The sequence below is a fragment of the Agrobacterium vitis genome (genome assembly GCF_037039395.1).
GTDB lineage: Bacteria > Pseudomonadota > Alphaproteobacteria > Rhizobiales > Rhizobiaceae > Allorhizobium > Allorhizobium vitis_E.
This window is the reverse complement of sequence record NZ_CP146242.1, coordinates 1,318,373-1,337,068: the sequence shown is the minus strand read 5'-3', so window position 1 is coordinate 1,337,068 and position 18,696 is coordinate 1,318,373. Positions and strand designations below refer to the sequence as shown.

At 59.6% G+C, this 18,696-nt stretch carries 19 protein-coding genes; 2 read left to right on the top strand and 17 right to left on the bottom strand.

Annotated features, from left to right (window positions below):
• Positions 1-96: 96 nt before the first annotated feature.
• From V6582_RS08920 to V6582_RS08875, 10 genes are all read right to left on the bottom strand, one after another.
• Positions 97-561: a TspO/MBR family protein gene (locus V6582_RS08920; RefSeq protein WP_156633761.1), complete on the bottom strand. Its 465-nt coding sequence runs from the start codon at positions 559-561 to the stop codon at positions 97-99.
• 51 nt (positions 562-612) lie between these two features.
• Complete coding sequence (locus V6582_RS08915) at positions 613-1,683, bottom strand: DUF1513 domain-containing protein (RefSeq protein ID WP_156633759.1); 1,071 nt, start codon at positions 1,681-1,683, stop codon at positions 613-615.
• A 5-nt stretch (positions 1,684-1,688) separates the two neighbouring features.
• The gene (locus V6582_RS08910) at positions 1,689-2,813 is read right to left on the bottom strand and encodes an imelysin family protein (protein WP_156633757.1); all 1,125 of its coding nucleotides are present in this window, start codon (positions 2,811-2,813) and stop codon (positions 1,689-1,691) included.
• Entirely contained in the window at positions 2,813-4,357 is a 1,545-nt protein-coding gene (locus V6582_RS08905) for a di-heme oxidoredictase family protein (RefSeq protein WP_420360223.1), read from the bottom strand. The genes V6582_RS08910 and V6582_RS08905 overlap by 1 nt, the downstream gene beginning before the upstream one ends.
• A 59-nt stretch (positions 4,358-4,416) precedes the next feature.
• The gene (locus tag V6582_RS08900) at positions 4,417-5,694 is read right to left on the bottom strand and encodes an imelysin family protein (protein ID WP_070163833.1); all 1,278 of its coding nucleotides are present in this window, start codon (positions 5,692-5,694) and stop codon (positions 4,417-4,419) included.
• 117 nt (positions 5,695-5,811) lie between these two features.
• Positions 5,812-7,098: an RsmB/NOP family class I SAM-dependent RNA methyltransferase gene (locus tag V6582_RS08895; RefSeq protein WP_156633753.1), complete on the bottom strand. Its 1,287-nt coding sequence runs from the start codon at positions 7,096-7,098 to the stop codon at positions 5,812-5,814.
• Positions 7,099-7,297: 199 nt separating this feature from the next.
• On the bottom strand, positions 7,298-7,633 hold the full coding sequence (locus tag V6582_RS08890; RefSeq protein WP_409050036.1) for a septal ring lytic transglycosylase RlpA family protein: 336 nt from the start codon (positions 7,631-7,633) through the stop codon (positions 7,298-7,300).
• Positions 7,634-8,006: 373 nt separating this feature from the next.
• Positions 8,007-8,879, bottom strand: coding sequence for an SDR family oxidoreductase (locus tag V6582_RS08885; RefSeq protein WP_197434462.1), 873 nt, complete (start codon positions 8,877-8,879; stop codon positions 8,007-8,009).
• Entirely contained in the window at positions 8,876-10,048 is a 1,173-nt protein-coding gene (gene queG, locus V6582_RS08880) for a tRNA epoxyqueuosine(34) reductase QueG (RefSeq protein ID WP_156633750.1), read from the bottom strand. The genes V6582_RS08885 and queG overlap by 4 nt, the downstream gene beginning before the upstream one ends.
• An 11-nt stretch (positions 10,049-10,059) precedes the next feature.
• Positions 10,060-10,752 carry a glutathione S-transferase family protein gene (locus V6582_RS08875; RefSeq protein ID WP_156633749.1) on the bottom strand — a complete coding sequence of 231 codons (693 nt, stop codon included), beginning with the start codon at positions 10,750-10,752 and terminating at the stop codon, positions 10,060-10,062.
• 173 nt (positions 10,753-10,925) lie between these two features.
• Here V6582_RS08875 and V6582_RS08870 point away from each other — a divergent pair, with 173 nt between their 5' ends.
• Positions 10,926-11,732 (top strand): undecaprenyl-diphosphate phosphatase, encoded by an 807-nt coding sequence (locus tag V6582_RS08870; protein WP_070151369.1) that lies wholly within the window; start codon positions 10,926-10,928, stop codon positions 11,730-11,732.
• Between the two features lie 274 nt (positions 11,733-12,006).
• Here V6582_RS08870 and V6582_RS08865 read toward each other — a convergent pair whose 3' ends face one another.
• The 3 genes from V6582_RS08865 to V6582_RS08855 form a co-directional block, all read right to left on the bottom strand.
• Positions 12,007-12,159 carry a hypothetical protein gene (locus V6582_RS08865; protein ID WP_085946581.1) on the bottom strand — a complete coding sequence of 51 codons (153 nt, stop codon included), beginning with the start codon at positions 12,157-12,159 and terminating at the stop codon, positions 12,007-12,009.
• 401 nt (positions 12,160-12,560) lie between these two features.
• Positions 12,561-13,538 (bottom strand): complex I NDUFA9 subunit family protein, encoded by a 978-nt coding sequence (locus tag V6582_RS08860; protein WP_156633748.1) that lies wholly within the window; start codon positions 13,536-13,538, stop codon positions 12,561-12,563.
• A 134-nt stretch (positions 13,539-13,672) separates the two neighbouring features.
• Positions 13,673-13,963, bottom strand: a complete 291-nt coding sequence (locus tag V6582_RS08855) for a DUF1330 domain-containing protein (protein ID WP_156633747.1) — start codon at positions 13,961-13,963, stop codon at positions 13,673-13,675.
• Positions 13,964-14,181: 218 nt separating this feature from the next.
• Here V6582_RS08855 and V6582_RS08850 point away from each other — a divergent pair, with 218 nt between their 5' ends.
• A complete protein-coding gene (locus V6582_RS08850) occupies positions 14,182-15,354 on the top strand; it encodes a right-handed parallel beta-helix repeat-containing protein (RefSeq protein ID WP_156633746.1) in 1,173 nt (390 codons plus the stop codon).
• Between the two features lie 36 nt (positions 15,355-15,390).
• Here the strand turns inward: V6582_RS08850 and pyrF are convergent, their stop codons facing one another.
• The 4 genes from pyrF to dnaN all read right to left on the bottom strand — a co-directional run bounded on the left by pyrF (position 15,391) and on the right by dnaN (position 18,640).
• The gene (gene pyrF, locus V6582_RS08845; RefSeq protein ID WP_156633745.1) at positions 15,391-16,086 is read right to left on the bottom strand and encodes an orotidine-5'-phosphate decarboxylase; all 696 of its coding nucleotides are present in this window, start codon (positions 16,084-16,086) and stop codon (positions 15,391-15,393) included.
• Positions 16,086-16,673, bottom strand: coding sequence for a histidine phosphatase family protein (locus tag V6582_RS08840; RefSeq protein ID WP_156633744.1), 588 nt, complete (start codon positions 16,671-16,673; stop codon positions 16,086-16,088). The genes pyrF and V6582_RS08840 overlap by 1 nt, the downstream gene beginning before the upstream one ends.
• Before the next feature lie 13 nt (positions 16,674-16,686).
• Positions 16,687-17,280 (bottom strand): phospholipid N-methyltransferase PmtA, encoded by a 594-nt coding sequence (gene pmtA, locus V6582_RS08835; protein WP_156633742.1) that lies wholly within the window; start codon positions 17,278-17,280, stop codon positions 16,687-16,689.
• A 241-nt stretch (positions 17,281-17,521) separates the two neighbouring features.
• Complete coding sequence (gene dnaN / locus V6582_RS08830; protein WP_060719676.1) at positions 17,522-18,640, bottom strand: DNA polymerase III subunit beta; 1,119 nt, start codon at positions 18,638-18,640, stop codon at positions 17,522-17,524.
• Between the last annotated feature and the right edge of the window lie 56 nt (positions 18,641-18,696).

Here is an 18,696-nt window from a genome sequence, read left to right as displayed (position 1 = left end):
GCCATTTGGCATGTCAGAACCCGTTCGACAAGCCCGTTGATGCGGCGGCAAGCCTGTTGATGGGGTTTGGCCGCGGCGGTTTTGCGACAGCAGCGATCAATTCAGCAGGAAAAGCGTGGCGTTCAGCACGGTGGCGAAAGCAACCCAGGCGGCATAGGGGATGAAACACAGCATCGCCACCCGGTCCAGGCGCCGGACCTGCCAGACAAAGGCGAGGATCAGCGCCAGCATCGGCAGAATGACAATCAGGCCAAGACCGGTGCTGTGTGCGCCGAAGAAAGCCGGAGACCAGAGGAAATTCAGCAGCATCTGGCCGAACCACAGCGCCATGACGCGCGATGCGCTCTGTGATCGTCGCATCCGCTGCCAGATCCGGCCGCCTGCAAGGCCGATCAGCACGTAAAGCACAGTCCAGACCGGCCCGAAGATCCAGCCCGGCGGATTGAAGAAAGGCTTTTCCAGTCCGTCATACCAGTCGCCTGGCAGATTGGTCAGACCGATCAGGATGCCGATACCGGTAACGGCGGCCATGAAGATGAGATTGGTGAGAGCGCTGCGCATAACGTGACTATCTATAGCATCGTGCCCGGGATGGAAGGGGACAAGCCATCCTCAGATGCGAATGATGTGCTGGTCCCAGTTCACGGCCTCGGACCTGTCCAGGAACCTGCCATCATAGGAGGACGTCGCAAAGCCATGGGCGGCAGGCGCAATACCGGCCGCCTCGCTCAGGCTGGCGGTGTTCAGCACCTTGCCGCTGTCGGCATCCAGCGTTACCGAGAGACCGCCATTCGGCGAGGTGATGCCGACCAATCCCTCGCGACGGTTGACGGCAATCGCCCCGACATAATTGGCAAGCCCACGGGTGATATCCGGCGGCAGATCGAGCCAGTGCAGCGCTTCGCCCCGCCTGAGATGGCCGACCAGCGGCGGCAGGTCGCGGCGTGGGCCTTCATACTGGCAGGCAAACCAGATCCGGCCACGCGCATCGAGATCGATATGCCGGGTGGAAAGCTGGCGCAGGGCTTCGGGCAGCTCATGTTTTTCGATCAATGCGCCGGTCCTGGCATCGGCCAGCACCAGAGATGGTTGCATATGGTCGAGATTGAGCTTGGTTCGGCCAAAATCGGGATTGGTCTCAATGCCGCCATTGGCGATGATCAGCAGGCTGCCGTCATCGCTGACGCTCATGTCATGGGTGCCAATGCCATGGGCGGAAAATTCGCCGATCCGGCGAAATCCGTCAGTCGCATCGTAAAGCCCGATCATGCCGCGATTGTTGTCGAAATCGTTCTCACTGGCATAGAGTAGCTTGCCATCGGGCGAAAAATGCCCGTGGCCGTAGAAATGGCGGCCCGCCGGTGCGTTGACGACAATAGGCGACACCTGCTGTTGCCGGTCGAAGATGAAGACGAATGTGCCGGGACGCCTCGCAAAGGCAGCCACCTTACTGGCGCTGGCCGCAAGCCCATGGGCGCGGCCTGGCAGAGCGACGCGCGTAACGATCCGCCCATCTTCGCTGAGCAAGGCGGCGCCAAACGATCCATCTTGGCCACGAAAGGCGGAGGCATAGACGGCATCGGTTGCCGTCAGGATCTGCGCCTGCGCCGTTGTCAGCCCGGCCAGATAAACGGCGCCTGCGGCTTTGAGAAAGTGTCGCCGGTCCATCAATGCGCCGCGCATCGGGATCAATCCCCGTCCGCGAAGGAAAAACCGGCGCTGAGGCCGACGCCGCCGCCCAGTCCGTCGCTGAGATCGGTGATCATGCTGCGGCTGTCATCGAGCAGGCTGACCAGCTTCTTGCGGTTGTCGGGTTGGCCGACGGCCGCCTCCACATCCGGTGTGATGGATTGGGTGGTCTGGATCAGCCGATCGGCCTGGGTATTGATGGCGGTGATCACGCCTCGCTTGCCCTCCGGCAACAGGTTTGCAGCCCCTGTGTCGTTGAGAAGCTGTTTGATGCCGGTCAGGTTTTCCTGCATGCTGACGAAGGTCAGGCCGGAGCGCCAGAAAATCGCCTGCTTGGGCGCGATACGGCCCCCTGCACCTTTGAAGAATGTTTCGATCCGCTCGTCGCGCACGGTCTCGGTTCCGTGGACGAGAATGCCGAGCAGGCCGGTGACGGCCTCCGATGGGGTGCGGAAGACATCATTGTTCGGACCGGGCTGCTTCCAGGCCGTCTGGATGCCGCCGGGCGCTTCCCAGAGGCTGGAAAGTTCGCCTGCCATGTTTTCGATATTGCCAGCAATTGCTGCGCCATAGCGGCAGCGGAATGCACCGTCTGCCTGGTTCAAAGTCTCGGAGCCGGTGCCGTAGAGGACATATTCCAGCGCGCCAAGACCCTGGATCGCCACGCTTTTCTCATGCAGGGCTTCAGGCTTGGTGAAGCTGTCGTCATTGGAGGCAATGGCGCCCTGGATCTGCTTCAGCGCCAGCCCCTTGCGGTCCGGGTAAAACAGGATGTGCTCAAAGCGGTTTTCCTCGATCACCGGCCCGACCCGGACGATCTCGATCCGCGCCCAGGCGCGCACGGCTTGCTCAAAGCCATCCTTCGCCGCTTTGACGGAGGCGTCGGACGGGGCGGTGCAAAGGGTGTTCATCCCGGCATGCAGGGCCTTGGCCTTGTCAAGAAAGGTGCGATACCCGGGGCGGATGAAACCATCCACGGTCTTTTCCATTACGCCCGCAACCGCTTCGGTTTGCAGGGCGCTGGCATGGGGTGCGGCATCCTGCGCCCGCAAGGCAAGCGGCTGGATGGCCGAGAAGCAGAGCGTGAGGGTGAGAAGAAAGCCCGGGCGGTTTGCAAGCGACATCAGAGTGACTCCAGAAATGTAATCAACGCCTTGCGGTCGCCCGGCGTCATGGATGCAAAGGCGTTGCGGGCTTTTTCCGCCTCGCCGCCGTGCCAGAGAACAGCTTCTGGCAGGGAGGTGGCGCGCCCGTCATGCAGATAGGCCTGGCGACCGCCCACTTTGGCTGTGAGACCGAGGCCCCAGAGCGGCGGCGTGCGCCATTGCTGGCCGCTGGCCAATCCCACCTGTTGCCCATCGGCCAGATCGGGACCCATATCATGCAGCAGGAAATCGGAATAGGGCCAGATCAGCTGGAAGGAAAGGGCCGGGTAGGCGGCATTGCGCCGCGTCACATATTTCGGCTGGTGGCAGCTGGCGCAACCGGATGCATAAAACAGCGCCTTGCCCGCCAAAACCTCGGGTTTTGTCACGTCGCGGCGCTTGGGAGGCGCCAGCGTTTCGCTATAGAAGGTCATCAGATCCAGCACCGGCGGCGGTGCCTCGACCGGGCCAAGCCTTGCCTGCACGCCGTTCGGCATTGCCAGGCATTGCGGCTGGTTTGCCGTGCAATCGCCTGCATGACGCGGATCGTCGGGAGAGGAGATGCCGATGTCACCGGCCAAGGCGCTCGCCGCCTGATCGCGGACCGTGGCGTTTTCCGCCTTCCAGCCGAAACGTCCGATCTTGATGTCGCCGCTCAGATGATCGCGCACCTTGGCAACAGTGCCCGAGACGCCATTGCCCGCTTGGGCCTGCCGCTCGGCATTGGCCAGAATATCTTCGTCGGCAATCGCCTCGATCAGGCCCATGCCGATCATCGGATTGGCGATGCGGGGCGATAGCGTGGTGTCTGCTCCCATCGGACCATACCCGAGCGCGTCGATAGTGTAGGTGGGAACCCGCAGCGTTACCGTTTCACCACCGGCAAGCGTCACCGTCTTCGGTTGATAGGTCACGGCCAGCCGCCCTTCGGCGGCAAGACCGGGTACGGCGCGGTCCTGCAATTGCCGGCCATAGGTGTCATCGCCAAAATTTAGCGCCTTCAAGGCGGCAATCGCGGCCTTTTCCTCGTCGGTATGCGCGGGTCGAGCCAGTCTTAGAAACATCGAGGTGGCATCGCCATCCGGTCCGGGTGGATGGCCACGACCGCCGCGCTGATGGCAGCTTTCGCAGGAGCGGGCGTTGAACAGCGGCCCCAACCCGTCCGAGGCCTGGGTGGAGGAGGGAGCGGAGACCCAGAATTTCTGAAAAAGCGCTTCGCCAAGTGAAAATTGCTGCTGCTGCTCGAAACTCAAGGTGGCGAGCGGATGGGTAAAGGCCTTGGCATCGGCGGAACCGGTAGAACTCGCAGCGCCCGCCGTCATCGCCTCGAAGGCTTCGGCTTTTGAAAAGTCATTGGTGGGGACTGTAACGGCATTGACCTTGATGCGATCGTCCGGTGTGAGATCCGGGCGCAGCTCCGCTGCAAAGGCGCCTGCCATCAGGCTGCTTTCGAGCAGGCTTCCCATCAGGAGGGCACCGCCAAGCAGGATTATCGTCGCTGTCTTCAGCCGCACGTTCGGCATCCCTATGAGAATGGCCGCCGCCCGGTGGTGGGCAGCGGCCATCTGTTTTCAATGATATTTTACTTGAAGACGGCGCTGGGGTTGTCGAGGCTGTCGGAGCCTTCCAGCTTGACTTCGCCGAGATCGAGGGCAGCCACGACGCGCTGGATCGACTTGGTCTGGTCGATCAAGCCGTCGATGCCAGCCTGAACGGTGGCATTGCCTTCCTTGTTGTTCTCGGCAATCATCTGGTCATAGTGCTCGACGGTTTTGGCACGCTTCACGAGAGCGGTCATCGCCTTCATGGTGGTGTTCAGCTTGGACTTCATTTCCTTGTCCAGAGCCTTGTCCTTGGCGGCAACCAGGTCCGACAAAGACGGGCCGGTCATCTTGGTGCCGTCGACGCGGGTATATTTGCCGGTATAGGCCGAGCGGATGCCGAGTGCGTCGTAATAATGCGAATTATGGGTGTTGTCGGAGAAGCAGTCATGCTCTTCTTCCGGATCGTGCAGCAGCAGGCCGAGCTTCATCCGCTCGCCGGCCAGTTCGCCGTAGGACAGCGAGCCCATGCCGGTCAAAATAGCTTTGAGGCCGGAGGTTGGATCGGCCAGCAAGGTCTTGGTTGCTTCGCCTTCCGGCTTCCAGGCATCGACCATTTCCTGAAGATCGGAGACCAGCAGGGTCGAGGCCGACTTCAGATATTGGGCGCGTCGGTCGCAATGACCGCCGGTGCAATTCTTCAGGTCGTAATCGGTAAAGGGACGGTTGCCGGCGCCTGGGCCAGTGCCGTTCAGGTCCTGGCCCCAGAGCAGGAATTCGATGGCATGGTAGCCGGTTGCCACATTGGCTTCGACGCCACCGGCTTCCTGTAGCTTGTTGGCCAGGAAATCCGGTGTCAGATTGGTGGCATCCACCTCTTCGCCGTTGATCTTGATCTTGGTATTGGCAATCACATTGGCAGTGTACAGCGCATTGGTATCGCTCTCAGTACCGTAGGATTTATCGACATAGTCGATCAGGCCTTCGTCCAGCGGCCAGGCATTGACCTTGCCTTCCCAGTCATCGACGATCTTGTTGCCGAAGCGATAGACTTCCGACTGCTGATAGGGCACGCGCGCCTTGATCCAGGCGGAGCGGGCCTTGTTGAGCGTCGACTTGCTGGGCTTGGCGAGGAGCGCGTCAACGGCGGCATCCAGCGTCTTGGCTGTGGTGAGCGAATCCTGGTATTTCGCCTCCGCCAGCTCTGCGTAATGCTTCAATACCGCGTCCGCTTCCGGCGCTTTCGCTGCCGGAGCCGCAAAGCTGGTCGAAGCGATGAAAAGCGCCAGTCCGGCGCCGATCATGAATGGTCGAGACATGCCCTCTCCTCTGGCGCCTTTGGCGCCGTTTGTGGTCTGTGGGCATGTCATGGAACAAAATTAAACTAGTGTCAAACAATCAGGAATAGCCCTAAATAATTAGGGTACATCCTGATTTCAAGCCCTGACCATCCGGCAGAAGAAAAACCCGTCCGTGTCTGTTGCGGCAGGGCTCAAGGTGAGGCTTTTGCCATTGGCAGAGGTGGGCTTTGCGACCGAAGCGCCAAACAGCGCCGTCCAGCGCTCCAGCATCGGCATCGGTGAAAATTGCGGATGGGCGGCGATGAAAGCTTCGATCTGCCGGTCGTTTTCCTCCGGCAGCACTGAGCAGGTGACGTAGATCAACTCACCGCCGGACCGGACATAGGTAGCGGCTTCGCTCAGGGCTTGGCTCTGCTGTTCGATCCTCTCCTGCAAATTGCGGTCGGTCAGCCGCCATTTGGTGTCGGGCCTGCGGCGCCAGGTGCCTGTGCCGGTGCAGGGGGCGTCGACCAGCACCTTGTCGAACCGATCGGCCAAAGATTGCAGGGCGGCGATCCGGTCATGGACCTGGATATTGTGTGTGCCTGCGCGTTTCAGCCGCTCGATGATCGGCGCCAGCCGCTTGCGGTCGCTATCATAGGCATGCACCTGGCCCTTGTTGCCCATGGCGGCTGCCATGGCCAGCGTCTTGCCACCGCCGCCTGCGCAAAAATCTAGCACCTGGTGACCTTCTGCCGGTTCGACCAGCGCCGAGACGATCTGCGAGCCTTCGTCCTGAACCTCGAACCAGCCCTTCTGGAAGCCAAGCTCGGCGGTAACATTCGGCAGGCGCGACGGGCCTTCGCCCGGTTCGATGCGGATACCGATCGGAGAAATCGTGGCAGGCCTTGCCTGTGTATGGGATAGCGCCTTGAGGACCTTGTCCCGATTGGCCTTCAGCGTGTTGGCGCGCAGATCGAGGCTGGGGCGCACGGCGAGCGCCTGTGCCTCGCGCAGCCAGTTTTCGCCAAACACGGCTTCGAAGCTAGGCACCACCCATTCCGGAATATCGCCCTGGACAAACTGCGGTGCGTCCTCCAGCGAGCGGCTGGAAAAGGCCGCCGTCTGAGCCTGCGTCAGGGGAACCGGGGCAAAGCTGTCGCCATCGAGGTCCGCGGCAAGGCTTTCGGGTGCCATTCCCCATTGCCGCAACAATACGGCATAGCCGAGGGCTGCGGGGCTGTCGTCATCCATGATGTAGGCGTGGGAAAGCTTCATGCGCAATGCGTCATAGACGATATTGCCGATGGCGGCGCGGTCACCTGATCCGGCAAAGCGATGCGCCAGGCCCCAATCCTTCAGGGCATCGGCCACTGGCCTGCGGCGTGTCTCTATATCGCTCAGAACTTCTATTGCCCCGGCTAGCCGTCCGCCCAAACGCATGGTCTTCTCCTTGGTGATCCATCAGACCTTGCGTGGTAGCGATGAAATGCCGTTGGGGCAAGCTGCGTTACTATATCCCATCAAAAAGTAGGGGCAGATTTTCGATGGAAGCAATAAGCATCAGGATAACAGAATACCTTTGCGGGTGTTTAATCCATCTGCCGTTTGCAGCCCAACCAGGCCTGAATATCGGCAAACCCTAGCCGATCAACTCGTAGCAGACCTTGGCGGTTCCGCTGCCGACCATGCCGATATCGGCGGCTGCGGCCTTTGAGAGATCCAGAACCCGACCCTTGATGAACGGACCGCGATCATTGATCCGCACCACGACGGTCTTGCCATTGTTGCGGTTGGTGACTTTGACCTTGGAGCCGAAGGGCAGCCACTTGTGAGCGGCGGTCAATGTGGTGGGGTTCATACGTTCGCCGGAAGCAGTGCGCGAGTATAGGGCATACCAGGAAGCGCCACCGCAGCCATTTGCTGCAAAGGCCTGGATAGGGCTGAAAGCAACAAAAGAGGTAATAGCTGCTGCGATGAGGACTGACCGACTTAAAGGCACCAAGTTTTCGTTTCCCTTTGCTATTTCTGAGATGAAATTTGCGTAGGGAGGCTTAAAGGTAGGCAAAAATGGCAAAAAAGTGCCTTAGTCGATCACGGAATGTTACGCTAAGATATATTCGTGATGATGGGGTCAAATTAACGTTTTGGAAGGAATTTAGAAAAACTGTTTAAAAACAGCCTAAAAACGCAAAAATATTGCGCGCTATGGAAATTCTAATCGATCACGAAATATTTTTCCGTTGTATCGAAAAAATACGCTCCAAATGCTGGGGCGCTCAGCGGAATATGGCGAAATTGGCGCAATTTTTGAGCAAAATAGCGGGTCATTTAGAAATGAATGTGCTGATCTATCCTCGCCAGCTGCCGGAAGACCAGAGTTGTTGGAGAGAAACCCGGTAATCGGGATAGGCAAAGGCAAAGCCCAGCGCCCTGATTTTGGCGTTCATCACCCGCTTGTTCTCACCGTAAAAGGACCGCGCCATGGGGGACAGTTCCGCTGTCTCGAAGGCCTGTTCCGGCGGCGGCTCGACCCCCATCAGCCGGGCAGCCTCTGCCACCACATCCTGCGGCGGGGCGGGTTCGTGGTCGGTGATATTGAAGATCCCATGCTCGTTTTGCCCGGCCAGGAGCCAGGTCGCTGTGGCAATATCTTCGACGCGAATACGATTGAACACCTGATCCTTTTTTACCAGACGCCGCGCAGTGCCTTCGGCCAGATTGACAAGACCATTGCGACCCGGCCCGTAAATGCCTGACAGCCGCAGTGTCGAGAGCGGCACACCTGCCGCAAGCGCTGCCCTGTCCCAGGCCTGTTCTGCCTCCACCCGCTCCCTGGAACGCACTGAGACCGGCTTGCAGACCGTATTCTCATCTACCCAGGCGCCCTGATGGTCGCCATAGACCCCGACGGTCGACAGATAGGCCAGCCATTGCACTTGCGGCATCCATGTCTTCAGCTGGCCCTCCGTCAGCCGCAGCAGCGGGTCGCCATCGCTGCCCGGAGCAATCGACTGGACGACGTGGGTGGCGCAGGCCAAGGCATGGATGATCTCGTCTGAGAGATGTTGGCCATCGAAAACCAGCGGTTCGATGCCGAGATCGCTCAAAACCTTGGCCTTGGCCGGTGAGCGCGTCGTGCCACTGACGGGAATGCCCTGCTGGATAAAGTGCTGGCCAATCGCCTTGCCGGAATATCCGGCGCCAAAAATCATCACTCTCATGGGGTCACTCCGGCTGCTATCCATTCCGCCCTGACATCGCTATCGGGCTCATTATCTATAAAGTGTGCGAGAGCGCGAAATGCCTGCGGCGGCATCAGGCGCGACAGCGCCCAGACCGCCATGCCACGCACATCCGGTGAGGCATCGGCGAGCAGGTCCAGGCAGGGCGCGATCAGCGTTGGCAGTCCTGAATTGCCAGCAGCGATCAGCACATTGCGCACAAACCTGTCGCGTCCGATCCGCTTGACCGGCGAGCCACTGAAATGGCTGCGGAAGCCAGGATCGTCAAGGGTCAGGAAAAAGGCGATGTCCGGTGCCGTCAGGTCTTCGCGGGCCTGAAGCTTGATCTCCCGCGCCTGCGCCGCAAACTTGTTCCAGGGACAGGCGGCCAGACAATCGTCGCAGCCATAGATGCGGTTGCCGAAAGCCGGGCGCAGGTCGCGGTCGATCACGCCCTTATGCTCGATGGTGAGATAAGAGATGCAGCGGCGGGCATCGATCTGGTACGGGGCAGGAAAGGCCGATGTCGGGCAGGCGTCGAGACAGGCGCGGCAGGAGCCGCAATGGTCGCGCTCCGCTGCATCCAGTTCCAGCTCTGCTGTGGTGAACAGGCTGCCGAGAAACAGCCAGGAGCCGTATTCGCGGCTGACCAGATTGGTATGCTTGCCTTGCCAGCCAAGCCCGGCGGCGGCGGCCAGCGGCTTTTCCATGACAGGCGCTGTATCGACGAAGACTTTCACATCCTCACCAGCCCGGGCGGCAAAGCGCGTGGCGATTTCCTTCAGCTTGCCCTTGATGATGTCGTGATAGTCACGGTTGCGGGCGTAGACGGAAATCGCTGCCTTGTCCGGTTGCGCCTGTAGAGCGCGCGGATCGGTCTCAGGGCCATAATTCAGGCCGAACATCACGATGGAACGGACCTGCGGCCACAGCACTTTCGGATCGCCGCGCCGCTCGCGCGTCTCCTCCATCCAGGCCATGGTGCCGTGATAGCCAGCATTCACGAACTCCAGCAACCGGGCAGGGGCCTGGGGAATGCTCTCCGGCCCGGTGATCCGACAGAGGTCAAAACCCTTGTCCGCCGCTTCCTGGCGGATAAAGGCGGAAAGCTTTGCGGCCCGCGCCTTGGCTTTTTCTGCCGTCCGCTCCGGGCTGCCTTCCTTTGCCATGGCTTTTTCCGTCAGAAATCCAGATCCGCATAATGGGAAACAGGAGTGAGGCCGCGCACCCGCTCGGCCAGCAGCGGTCGGAACGAGGGGCGCGATTTCAGCCGCTGATACCAGTCCTTGGCAATGGGTGATTCCGCCCAGTCGATCTCGCCGAGGTAATCCAGCACGGATACCGCCGCACCGGCAGCAAGGTCGCCATAGCTGAGCCGGTCGCCAGCCAGCCAGGTGCGCGAGCCAGCCAGCCAGCTCAGATATTTCATGTGCTGGCGAATATTGCCACGGGCGGTGCGCAGCACCTTGGAATCCGGCGCGCCGCCACCGAGACCGTTGGGGATCTGCAATTTGAATACCCGTTCGCGGGCGAGTGGCCGGGTGACGTCCTGTTCCATCTTTTGCAGGAACCAGTCCACCAGCCGGCGGATTTCCGCACGCTGGAAGGGGTCTTCGGCCAACAGCCTCCGGTCCCGCTTCAACACGCCATGCGTTTCGTCCAGGAATTCCGATATGACCGTGGAGCCACAGAGCGTGCGCATATTGTCATCGACATAGACGGGCAGGGTGCCGGCGGGATTGAGATTGAGAAATTCCCGACGCTTTTCCCAGGTCTGTTCTTCGACCAGATCTGTCTGAAAACCGTATTCCGACAGGATCAATCGGACAAAGCGGGACGTGGTTGACATCGGATGGTGATACAAAGTGGGCATTGATGGGGCACTGTTCCGGTTGGGGGCGATGATCGGGGCTGTCTGGTTTCACTTGGCTGGCCATTCCATCTGGCCATAACATCTGGCCAGGGGGCCAACCTTGCGTCTATAGGAATTTCATTCCGTCATACAAGCGAATCGCTTTCCTTGTCACGCCTATCAAAGGACAATCCATGGAAGATCAATCGATCGTCAGCGCCCTTCTTCTCGGTCTTATCGAGGGCCTAACGGAATTCATCCCGGTGTCTTCGACGGCGCATGTGCTGTTGGCCGGTCATTTTCTCGGTTTTAAATCGCCCGGAAACACCTTTGCAGTGCTGATTCAACTCGGTGCCATTCTTGCTATTTTGGCCGTCTATATCCAGAAATTGCTGGGGATTGCCCTGTCTTTGCCCAGCAATCCCAAAAGCCGCCATTTCGTCCTGGCTGTGCTGGTGGCTTTCCTGCCGGCTGCCATTATCGGCGCGCTGGCCCACGACTTCATCAAGGCCGTGCTGTTCGAAACCCCAATGCTGATCTGCGTCATGCTGATCCTGGGCGGTGTGATTCTCCTGTGGGTTGACCGGATGACGTTCAAGCCCCGCTATACCGACGTCATGGATTATCCGCTGTCGCTGGCTCTGAAGATCGGCCTGTTCCAGTGCCTGGCGATGATTCCCGGCACATCGCGTTCGGGCGCAACCATTGTCGGCTCGCTGCTGATGGGCACCGACAAGCGTTCAGCTGCCGAGTTTTCGTTTTTCCTGGCGATGCCGACCATGCTGGGGGCTTTCGTGCTGGATCTCTACAAGAACCGCAATGCGCTCAGCATGGATGACGGCCTGCTGATCGGCGTCGGCTTCCTTGCGGCATTCATTTCGGCGTTGGTCGTGGTGCGTGGACTGCTCGATTTCGTCTCCCGCCGCGGCTATGCGCCTTTTGCCTGGTGGCGGATTGCCGTCGGCGTTGCGGGCCTGATCGGCCTTCTGGTCTGGGGATAAGGCAAAACCATGGGGTCCTTGCCTTGAGGGCCTGCCCATCCTGCTGTGCGTCGCCAAACGATTGGCGACGTGACGCACACGAATTCATACAGCGCCGCGCGTTTTACGACCGCACGGCGCTGTAACGTTTTTCAGAGAAAAATGGAAATCCACTTCCGGAAATGCAAACGAAAACGAGAGAAACTCTCTCTTTGTTTGCCGCATGTTCTTACGGAAAACCGATTTCTACGGTCCCGGGACATGGTCTAAAGGGAAGGAGGGTAAACCGCAGATCTTAGCGGGCGATAGAGCCCGTGCTGCAGGGGTCAACGCCATAGGCCGGCGCGCAATTGCCCTTGCGGGCAGCGACCGTCGATGGAGCGACGAAGGAACCTGCGATGACAACCAATGCCGCACACGCAAAAAACAGTGCGATAGATTTGCCCATGAAATCAGACCTCAGAAGAATGTGAAATGGCGGGTGCGAAGAACGCTGGCCCCATGCATTGATCCGTCTTTACGCATGGCCCACCCCAACATCAATAGCTGAATGTGCTGAACTGGCAGTTAATGAAACTAATTAATTTCTGCGTCTTTTGTGCAACGCCGACACAAGGCCCTACTGCATCATGTCCACCTTAAATCGGAATCGATTTAAGGTGGATAGAAAGCCCTGCAGCGATCCTGAGTACACCCTCTTTGGTGCACGGCGCTGTAGTCGCCCTGGTGCCTGGGTTTGTCTTTTCGGAAAAGCCGGATTCCGCTTTGCCTGACCAAGTCAAAACCACGTTTCATGCGCCATGTGAGGCGCATGAAGAATTCCTCATAGCGGTTTCTATGCGATCCCGATCAGGCCGCCTTGCCGGAGCGGGTATACTGTCCATGCGGCCGGAAATGGATGAGATAGGAGGGCAGCACGGCGGCAACGGCTGTTGGCGTAATGCCAAGCGCTGTGAGCGTCCGGCCTTCCTTCTTGGCGGCCTCGGAGACGACGTTATCGCTTTTCAGCAGCGTCAGCTGATCGTTGGTCAGCGGCGGGGTGATCAGCGGAATAGCCGAGGCGACGGAGGCAAGCAGCGAAGCAATTCCGAAGGGTAGCGACACCAGCGGATTGCTGCGGTCGATAACCCGCAGCATTTCCTCAAGACATTGCCGGAACGTCAGAACTTCCGGCCCGCCCAGTTCGTAGACACCGGCTGCTGCCTTGCCGTCGACCGCTTTGGCCACGGCTTCGGCCACGTCTTCAACGAAGACCGGCTGGAATTTCGTCTTGCCGCCGCCGATCAGCGGCAGAACGGGTGAAAGACGGGCCATCGCGGCAAATTTATTGAAGAAGCTGTCTTCGGGGCCGAAAACGATGGATGGCCGAAGGATGACCGCGCCCGGCGCGACCTGGCGGATGGCATCTTCGCCCCGGCCCTTGCTGGCTGCGTAGCTGGAGGCCGATTTCGCATCGGCGCCGATGGCCGAGACATGCACCAGCCTGGCGCCGGCAGCGGTTGCTGCTTCGGCCACGGCACGGGCGCCGAAATCCTGCACGGCGTCGAACTTGTTGCGGCCTGATTCCAGCAGGATACCGACGCAATTGACGACAACCGACGCGCCTTCAACGGCCTTTGCGACGCTGTCGCGGTAGCGCAGATTGGCCTGGGCCAGAGAAATCTGTCCGACATTGCCGAACGGCAGCACGAAGCCCGCCAGATCGGGGCGGCGTACGGCGACGCGGACCCGGTAACCACGCTGGGCCAGCACCCGCACCACATGCCTGCCCACGAATCCGGAGCCTCCGAAAACGGTAACGAGCGGCGGAAGATTTGCGAACGTCATAGAGAGCTCCTGCGGATCGGAATATCAGACCAATTCATCTGCTGTCTCATATCGCTAATGCGCTGCGAGGTGAAGCAGAATCATGCTGTTCGATGTCTGGGACCAGAGTTAATAGAACCGCTTTGAAACTGGGATCAAAGGTTGCCTTCGACGAGGACAATCTCACCATCGGCGACTTCCTGGCGGATCTGGACGGCGGCCTGATATTCCGGCGAGTGATAGCAATCGTAAGCGGCCTGGAAGGACGGAAACTCGATGACCACGTTGCGGGCGCGGCTTTGGCCTTCCACGGCATCCGTCTTGCCGCCACGGGCCAGAAAGACCGCGCCGAAACGCTCAAAAGCCGGCTTTGCCGTCGAGACGTAATCTTTGTAGCGTTCCGCATCACGCACATCGACGCGAGCGATCCAATATCCCTTTGCCATCAAATCACCTCTTTCGGTTTCTCTTTGGTGATCGGTGAATTTTGCTGCAAGGTCAAGGCCAGTACGGGCGGCCAGTATGTGCGACCAATGGGCGGCCAGGATGGAAAGGGCGCTTGTGCGATGTTTTGAGGCCTTGGCTTTGGCCGCAAGAATGAGGCATTGTCAAATCGAGCGCGACAGCCAGCCCGTATGGGTCGCCAATCGGAGACGGGGTCAAGGTGGGCAATATCCGCAACCAGATACGCTATGAGATGAACAGGCTTCCACAGCTCACGCTGGTCCTGTTGTTTTTCCTGTTGTCCGTTCCTTTGCTGCCGGTCCCCTTTACCAATGTTTCGCTGATGGGAGGCAATGCGCTAGCGGCAACCGTGCCTGCTGCCAGCCATGGCGTGGTTGCCAAGCCCTGCGCTCCCTCGGTCTATGACGCGCTGCGCGACACACCGCTCGAGGCCGAGAGCGTCTTGCGATTGGCCTGCAAGGTTGACCTGACCCGTGACGATCTGGTGATGCAAAACCTGGAATTGCTGGGGGCCGATGCCAGCGGCGTCAGCATCGATTGCCATGGCGGCGTTATCGGCCTACCGGGAAATGTGCCGAAGGGCGCGCCCCCCACCATCCGCATTGCCTCGCTGCGCAAGGATGACGGGAGCTGGAGCGTTCCACACGACATCGTTATCCGCAATTGCAAGATTTATGGTGCCATCCACATCATGGGGCTTGGCGCCAATGGCGAGGCGGAGCTGGTGCGGCAATCCTCGCTCAATCGCAATCATACGGAATATGCCCAGTCGGTCGCGCCGTCCGGCATCGTCTTGGACAATCTGTTGATTGTCGCCGACGGCCCGATCCCGCTTTATGTCGCACCCGGCGTCACCCATGTGACCCTGTCGCATTCGACGCTCCAGGGGCAGACCAAGGGATCGGCGATCTATCTCGATGCGGAGACCGCGCATAACACCATTTCAGGCAACAGTTTCGAACTGGCGACGCGCAGCCGGGAAATGATTGCGGTCGATGGATCGGCGCATAATGTCATTGAAGCCAATAGCTTCGCCAACGCGCAGCATGGCGGTATTTTTCTCTATCGCAATTGCGGCGAGGGCGGCACGATCCGTCACCAGACCCCGCAGCATAACCGGATCGCCGATAATAAATTCACCTACCAGGACGCTTTTCGCCCGCGCCCGGCCATCTGGCTGAATGCCCGCGAGGCCTGGCGCAATCTCTATTGCTATCAGGACCCGCCCGCCCCCTTCGGGAGTGGTGCCGACAACCACAGCTTTGCCGATTTCAACACCGTTAGCGGCAACCAGATCATCGGCGGAGATGCCGATCTGATCCGCGATAATGGCGAAAACAATGTGTTGAGCGGCAATAGCGCCAAGCACTGAGGAGGGGTCAAGCGTCCCAGCCGAGCCTTATGGACCTCAGGTGAAGGCGGCTTGCATTTCGGCGAGAATGACCTTGGTTGCGGCTCTCGGATCGTCTGCCTTGACGATCGGGCGACCGACAACCAGATGGCTGGACCCGGCATTGATCGCCTCTGACGGTGTCATGACACGTTTCTGGTCACCGGCATCTGAGCCGATGGGGCGGATGCCGGGCGTGACAATGGCCATGTCGGGACCGAGAATAGCGCGCACGGCCTGCGCTTCCTGCGCCGAGCAGACAATACCGCCCATGCCTTTTTCTTTTGCCTGGGCGGCTCGCTTCAGGACCAGCGACCGGGCATCGCCTTGATAACCGGCATCCGTGAGATCGTGGTCATCCATCGAGGTTAGCACGGTAACGCCAAGCAGGCAGAGACCCGACCCTTGCGCCGCATCGACGGCTGCCTGCATCGCTTTCGGATAGGCATGCAGCGTCAGCATGGTCATGCCCATCCGGACGATATTTTCCACCGCCGAGGCGACGGTATTGTCGATATCGAGCAGTTTCATATCCAGAAAGACCTTCTTGCCGCTTTGGGCGAGGTCTTTGGCAAATTCCAGCCCACCCGCGAAGGCCAGTTGATAGCCGATCTTGTAGAAGGTCACGTCTTCGGCCAGCGTCGAGACCAGTTTTTCCGCCTCAGCGACGGTGGCAACGTCAAGCCCCACGATCAAACGATTGCGCGCATCCATCAACGATCTCCCTGCCAGATTTCCATGGCGGTCCAGTCGCATGTGACGGTCTGATCTGCAAGAGTGAAGCAGAAGAGATTGCCGCCGCCCGGCGGCTGATCGCTGCTTCGGCGGATTGGCTGGCCTTGCAGATGGCATTTCAACAGGGTTCCGACGCCGCCATGACCGATGAAGGCAATGGGAACAGCCGGATCGTGCTCACCAAGAACATCCTGAATCGCTCCGACAATCCGGGCCTGCGCATCGATGGCCCGTTCCCAGCCGCAAAAACTGTCCTCAGGATGGGCAAAGAACCAGTCCGCCGCCTTTTCAAACTCCGGTGGCGTCAGAAAGCCGGTCGCGGAGCGGTCGTTTTCATGCATGGTCTCGATCTGTTCGACGCCGATAGTGGCCGCACCCGCCAGGATCGCCGCTGTTTCCACGGCCTTGGCCTCGGCGCTGCTGACGATGCGGCCGAGCTGGCGCATCCAGGCGGCCTCAGCCGTCCTGCGGGTCCGTTCCTGTCCCAGGTCGGACAGTCCCCATTGCGGCACCGGCACGTCCGGGTCGATCCGGACCTGCGGATGGGTGATGTAGACAGCAAACATGTCTTGGGTCTCTTTAGCGGCGGCGATAGATCCAGAGCTGGGCCGGTGGAATATTGCGGACCACGAAATCGAAATGCTGGATGAAATAGCTGCCGCCCTTGGCGATGATCGGCGACATCGGTCCGTAGGAAATCTGCATGACGGGCCGCCCATGCGGCATGCGGTCCAAAAGGTCCTCCAGCAGCCGGATGCGCTCCTGCATCGGGAAGTTCAGGAGCGGCACGGCGGAAATCACGCAGTCGAAGGACAGGCCGGACATTGGACCCAATGTCTTTTCCAGGTTGAAGGCGTCACCGTGGACGAAATTGACACCGGGGATCGTCTGGGTCAGATGCCGGTGGAAGTCGGCGGAATATTCGACGGATACCAGTTTCTCCGGCTTGATGCCGCGCGCCAGGATCGCCTTGGTGATCACCCCTGTTCCCGGCCCCAGTTCCAGCACCGGCAACCCGCTTTCCGGCGTGATAATGCTGGCCATGCGACGGGCGGTAATGGTGGAGGTCGGCACGATGGCGCCCACCAGCTTCGGCCCCTGCATCATGCCCTTGAAGAAACGGATTTCCTCGTCGAACTTCTTTTCCAGCCGTTGCTTCAGGTTGAGCTTCATTCGCCGTCATCTCCCAAAAAGATATGCTGCGCCGATCATGGGCGCATAATCGGCATGTTGATGCGATTTGTCGCGAAAACAAGACAAAATGGCGCGCATGTGAAAATTTTGTGTCTGACCCAAGTCGGATGGCGCTGCAAAAGACGCGGGCCAGCCAGTTCTTTTCGGGGCAGGATGCAACAGAAACGCCGTCCCGCGTGGCAGACGGGACGGCGTTCGATTAAGGGCAGAGACGAAGAACCTAAACGCGCATCGGCATCAGCACGTAAAGCGCATCGTCACCGGCGGTATCGCGGATCAGGGTCGGCGAACCGGCATCTGCCAGAAGGAAAATCGCCTCTTCGCCGGACAGTTGCGCGGTGATGTCGAGCAGGTATTTGGCGTTGAAGCCGATTTCCATCGCGTCGCTTTCGTAGCCGACGGCGACTTCCTCGGTGGCGCTGCCCGAATCCGGGTTGTTGACCGTTAGCATCAGGTGGCCGTCGCCGATGGCCAGCTTCACCGCCCGGCCACGTTCCGACGAAATGGTGGAGACACGGTCGACAGCGCGCGCGAAGGTCTGGCAATCGACCCGCATTTCCTTGTCATTGGCCTGGGGAATGACCCGCTGATAATCGGGGAAGGTGCCATCGATCAGCTTCGAGGTCATGACGATCTCGCCGATATTGAAGCGGATCTTGGCATCCGACACTTCGAGCGACACGGTGAGATCGGGATTATCGACCAGCTTCTGCAACTCGCCAACCGTCTTGCGCGGAATGATGATGCCCGGCATGCCTTCCGAACCCGAAGGTGCTTCCACGTCGGCGCGGGCCAGACGGTGGCCATCGGTGGCGACGGCGCGCAGCTTCAACTTGCCATCGGCTTCAATGGTGTGGAGGTAAATGCCGTTCAGATAATAGCGGGTTTCTTCCGTCGAGATCGCGAATTGGGTGCGATCGATCAGCATTTTCAGGTCCGAGGCTTTCAGCTTGAAGGAATGGCTGAAGCTGCCGGTGGTCAGGTCGGGAAAATCCTGTTCCGGCAGGCATTGCAGCGAGAATTTCGAACGACCGGAGGCAACCGTCATGCTGGCGCCATCGGGATTGGTCGAGAGCAGAACCTCGGCACCGTCAGACAATTTGCGGACGATTTCATACAGAAGATGCGCGGGAACCGTGGTGGCACCGGCTTGTTCGATATTGGCAGGGGTCGCCTCTGTCACTTCCAGGTCGAGGTCGGTTGCCTTCATCGACAGGCTCTGGCCTTCGGCGCGCAGCAGCACGTTGGACAGGATCGGAATGGTATTGCGCCGTTCTACCACCCGATGAACATGGTTCAGGGACTTCAGAAGATTGGACCGTTCAAGAGTAATACGCATCGACGCTGCCACTTTCGACCTGTGCGATCCGGCATTCGGGATCGGCTTGCCTTGAT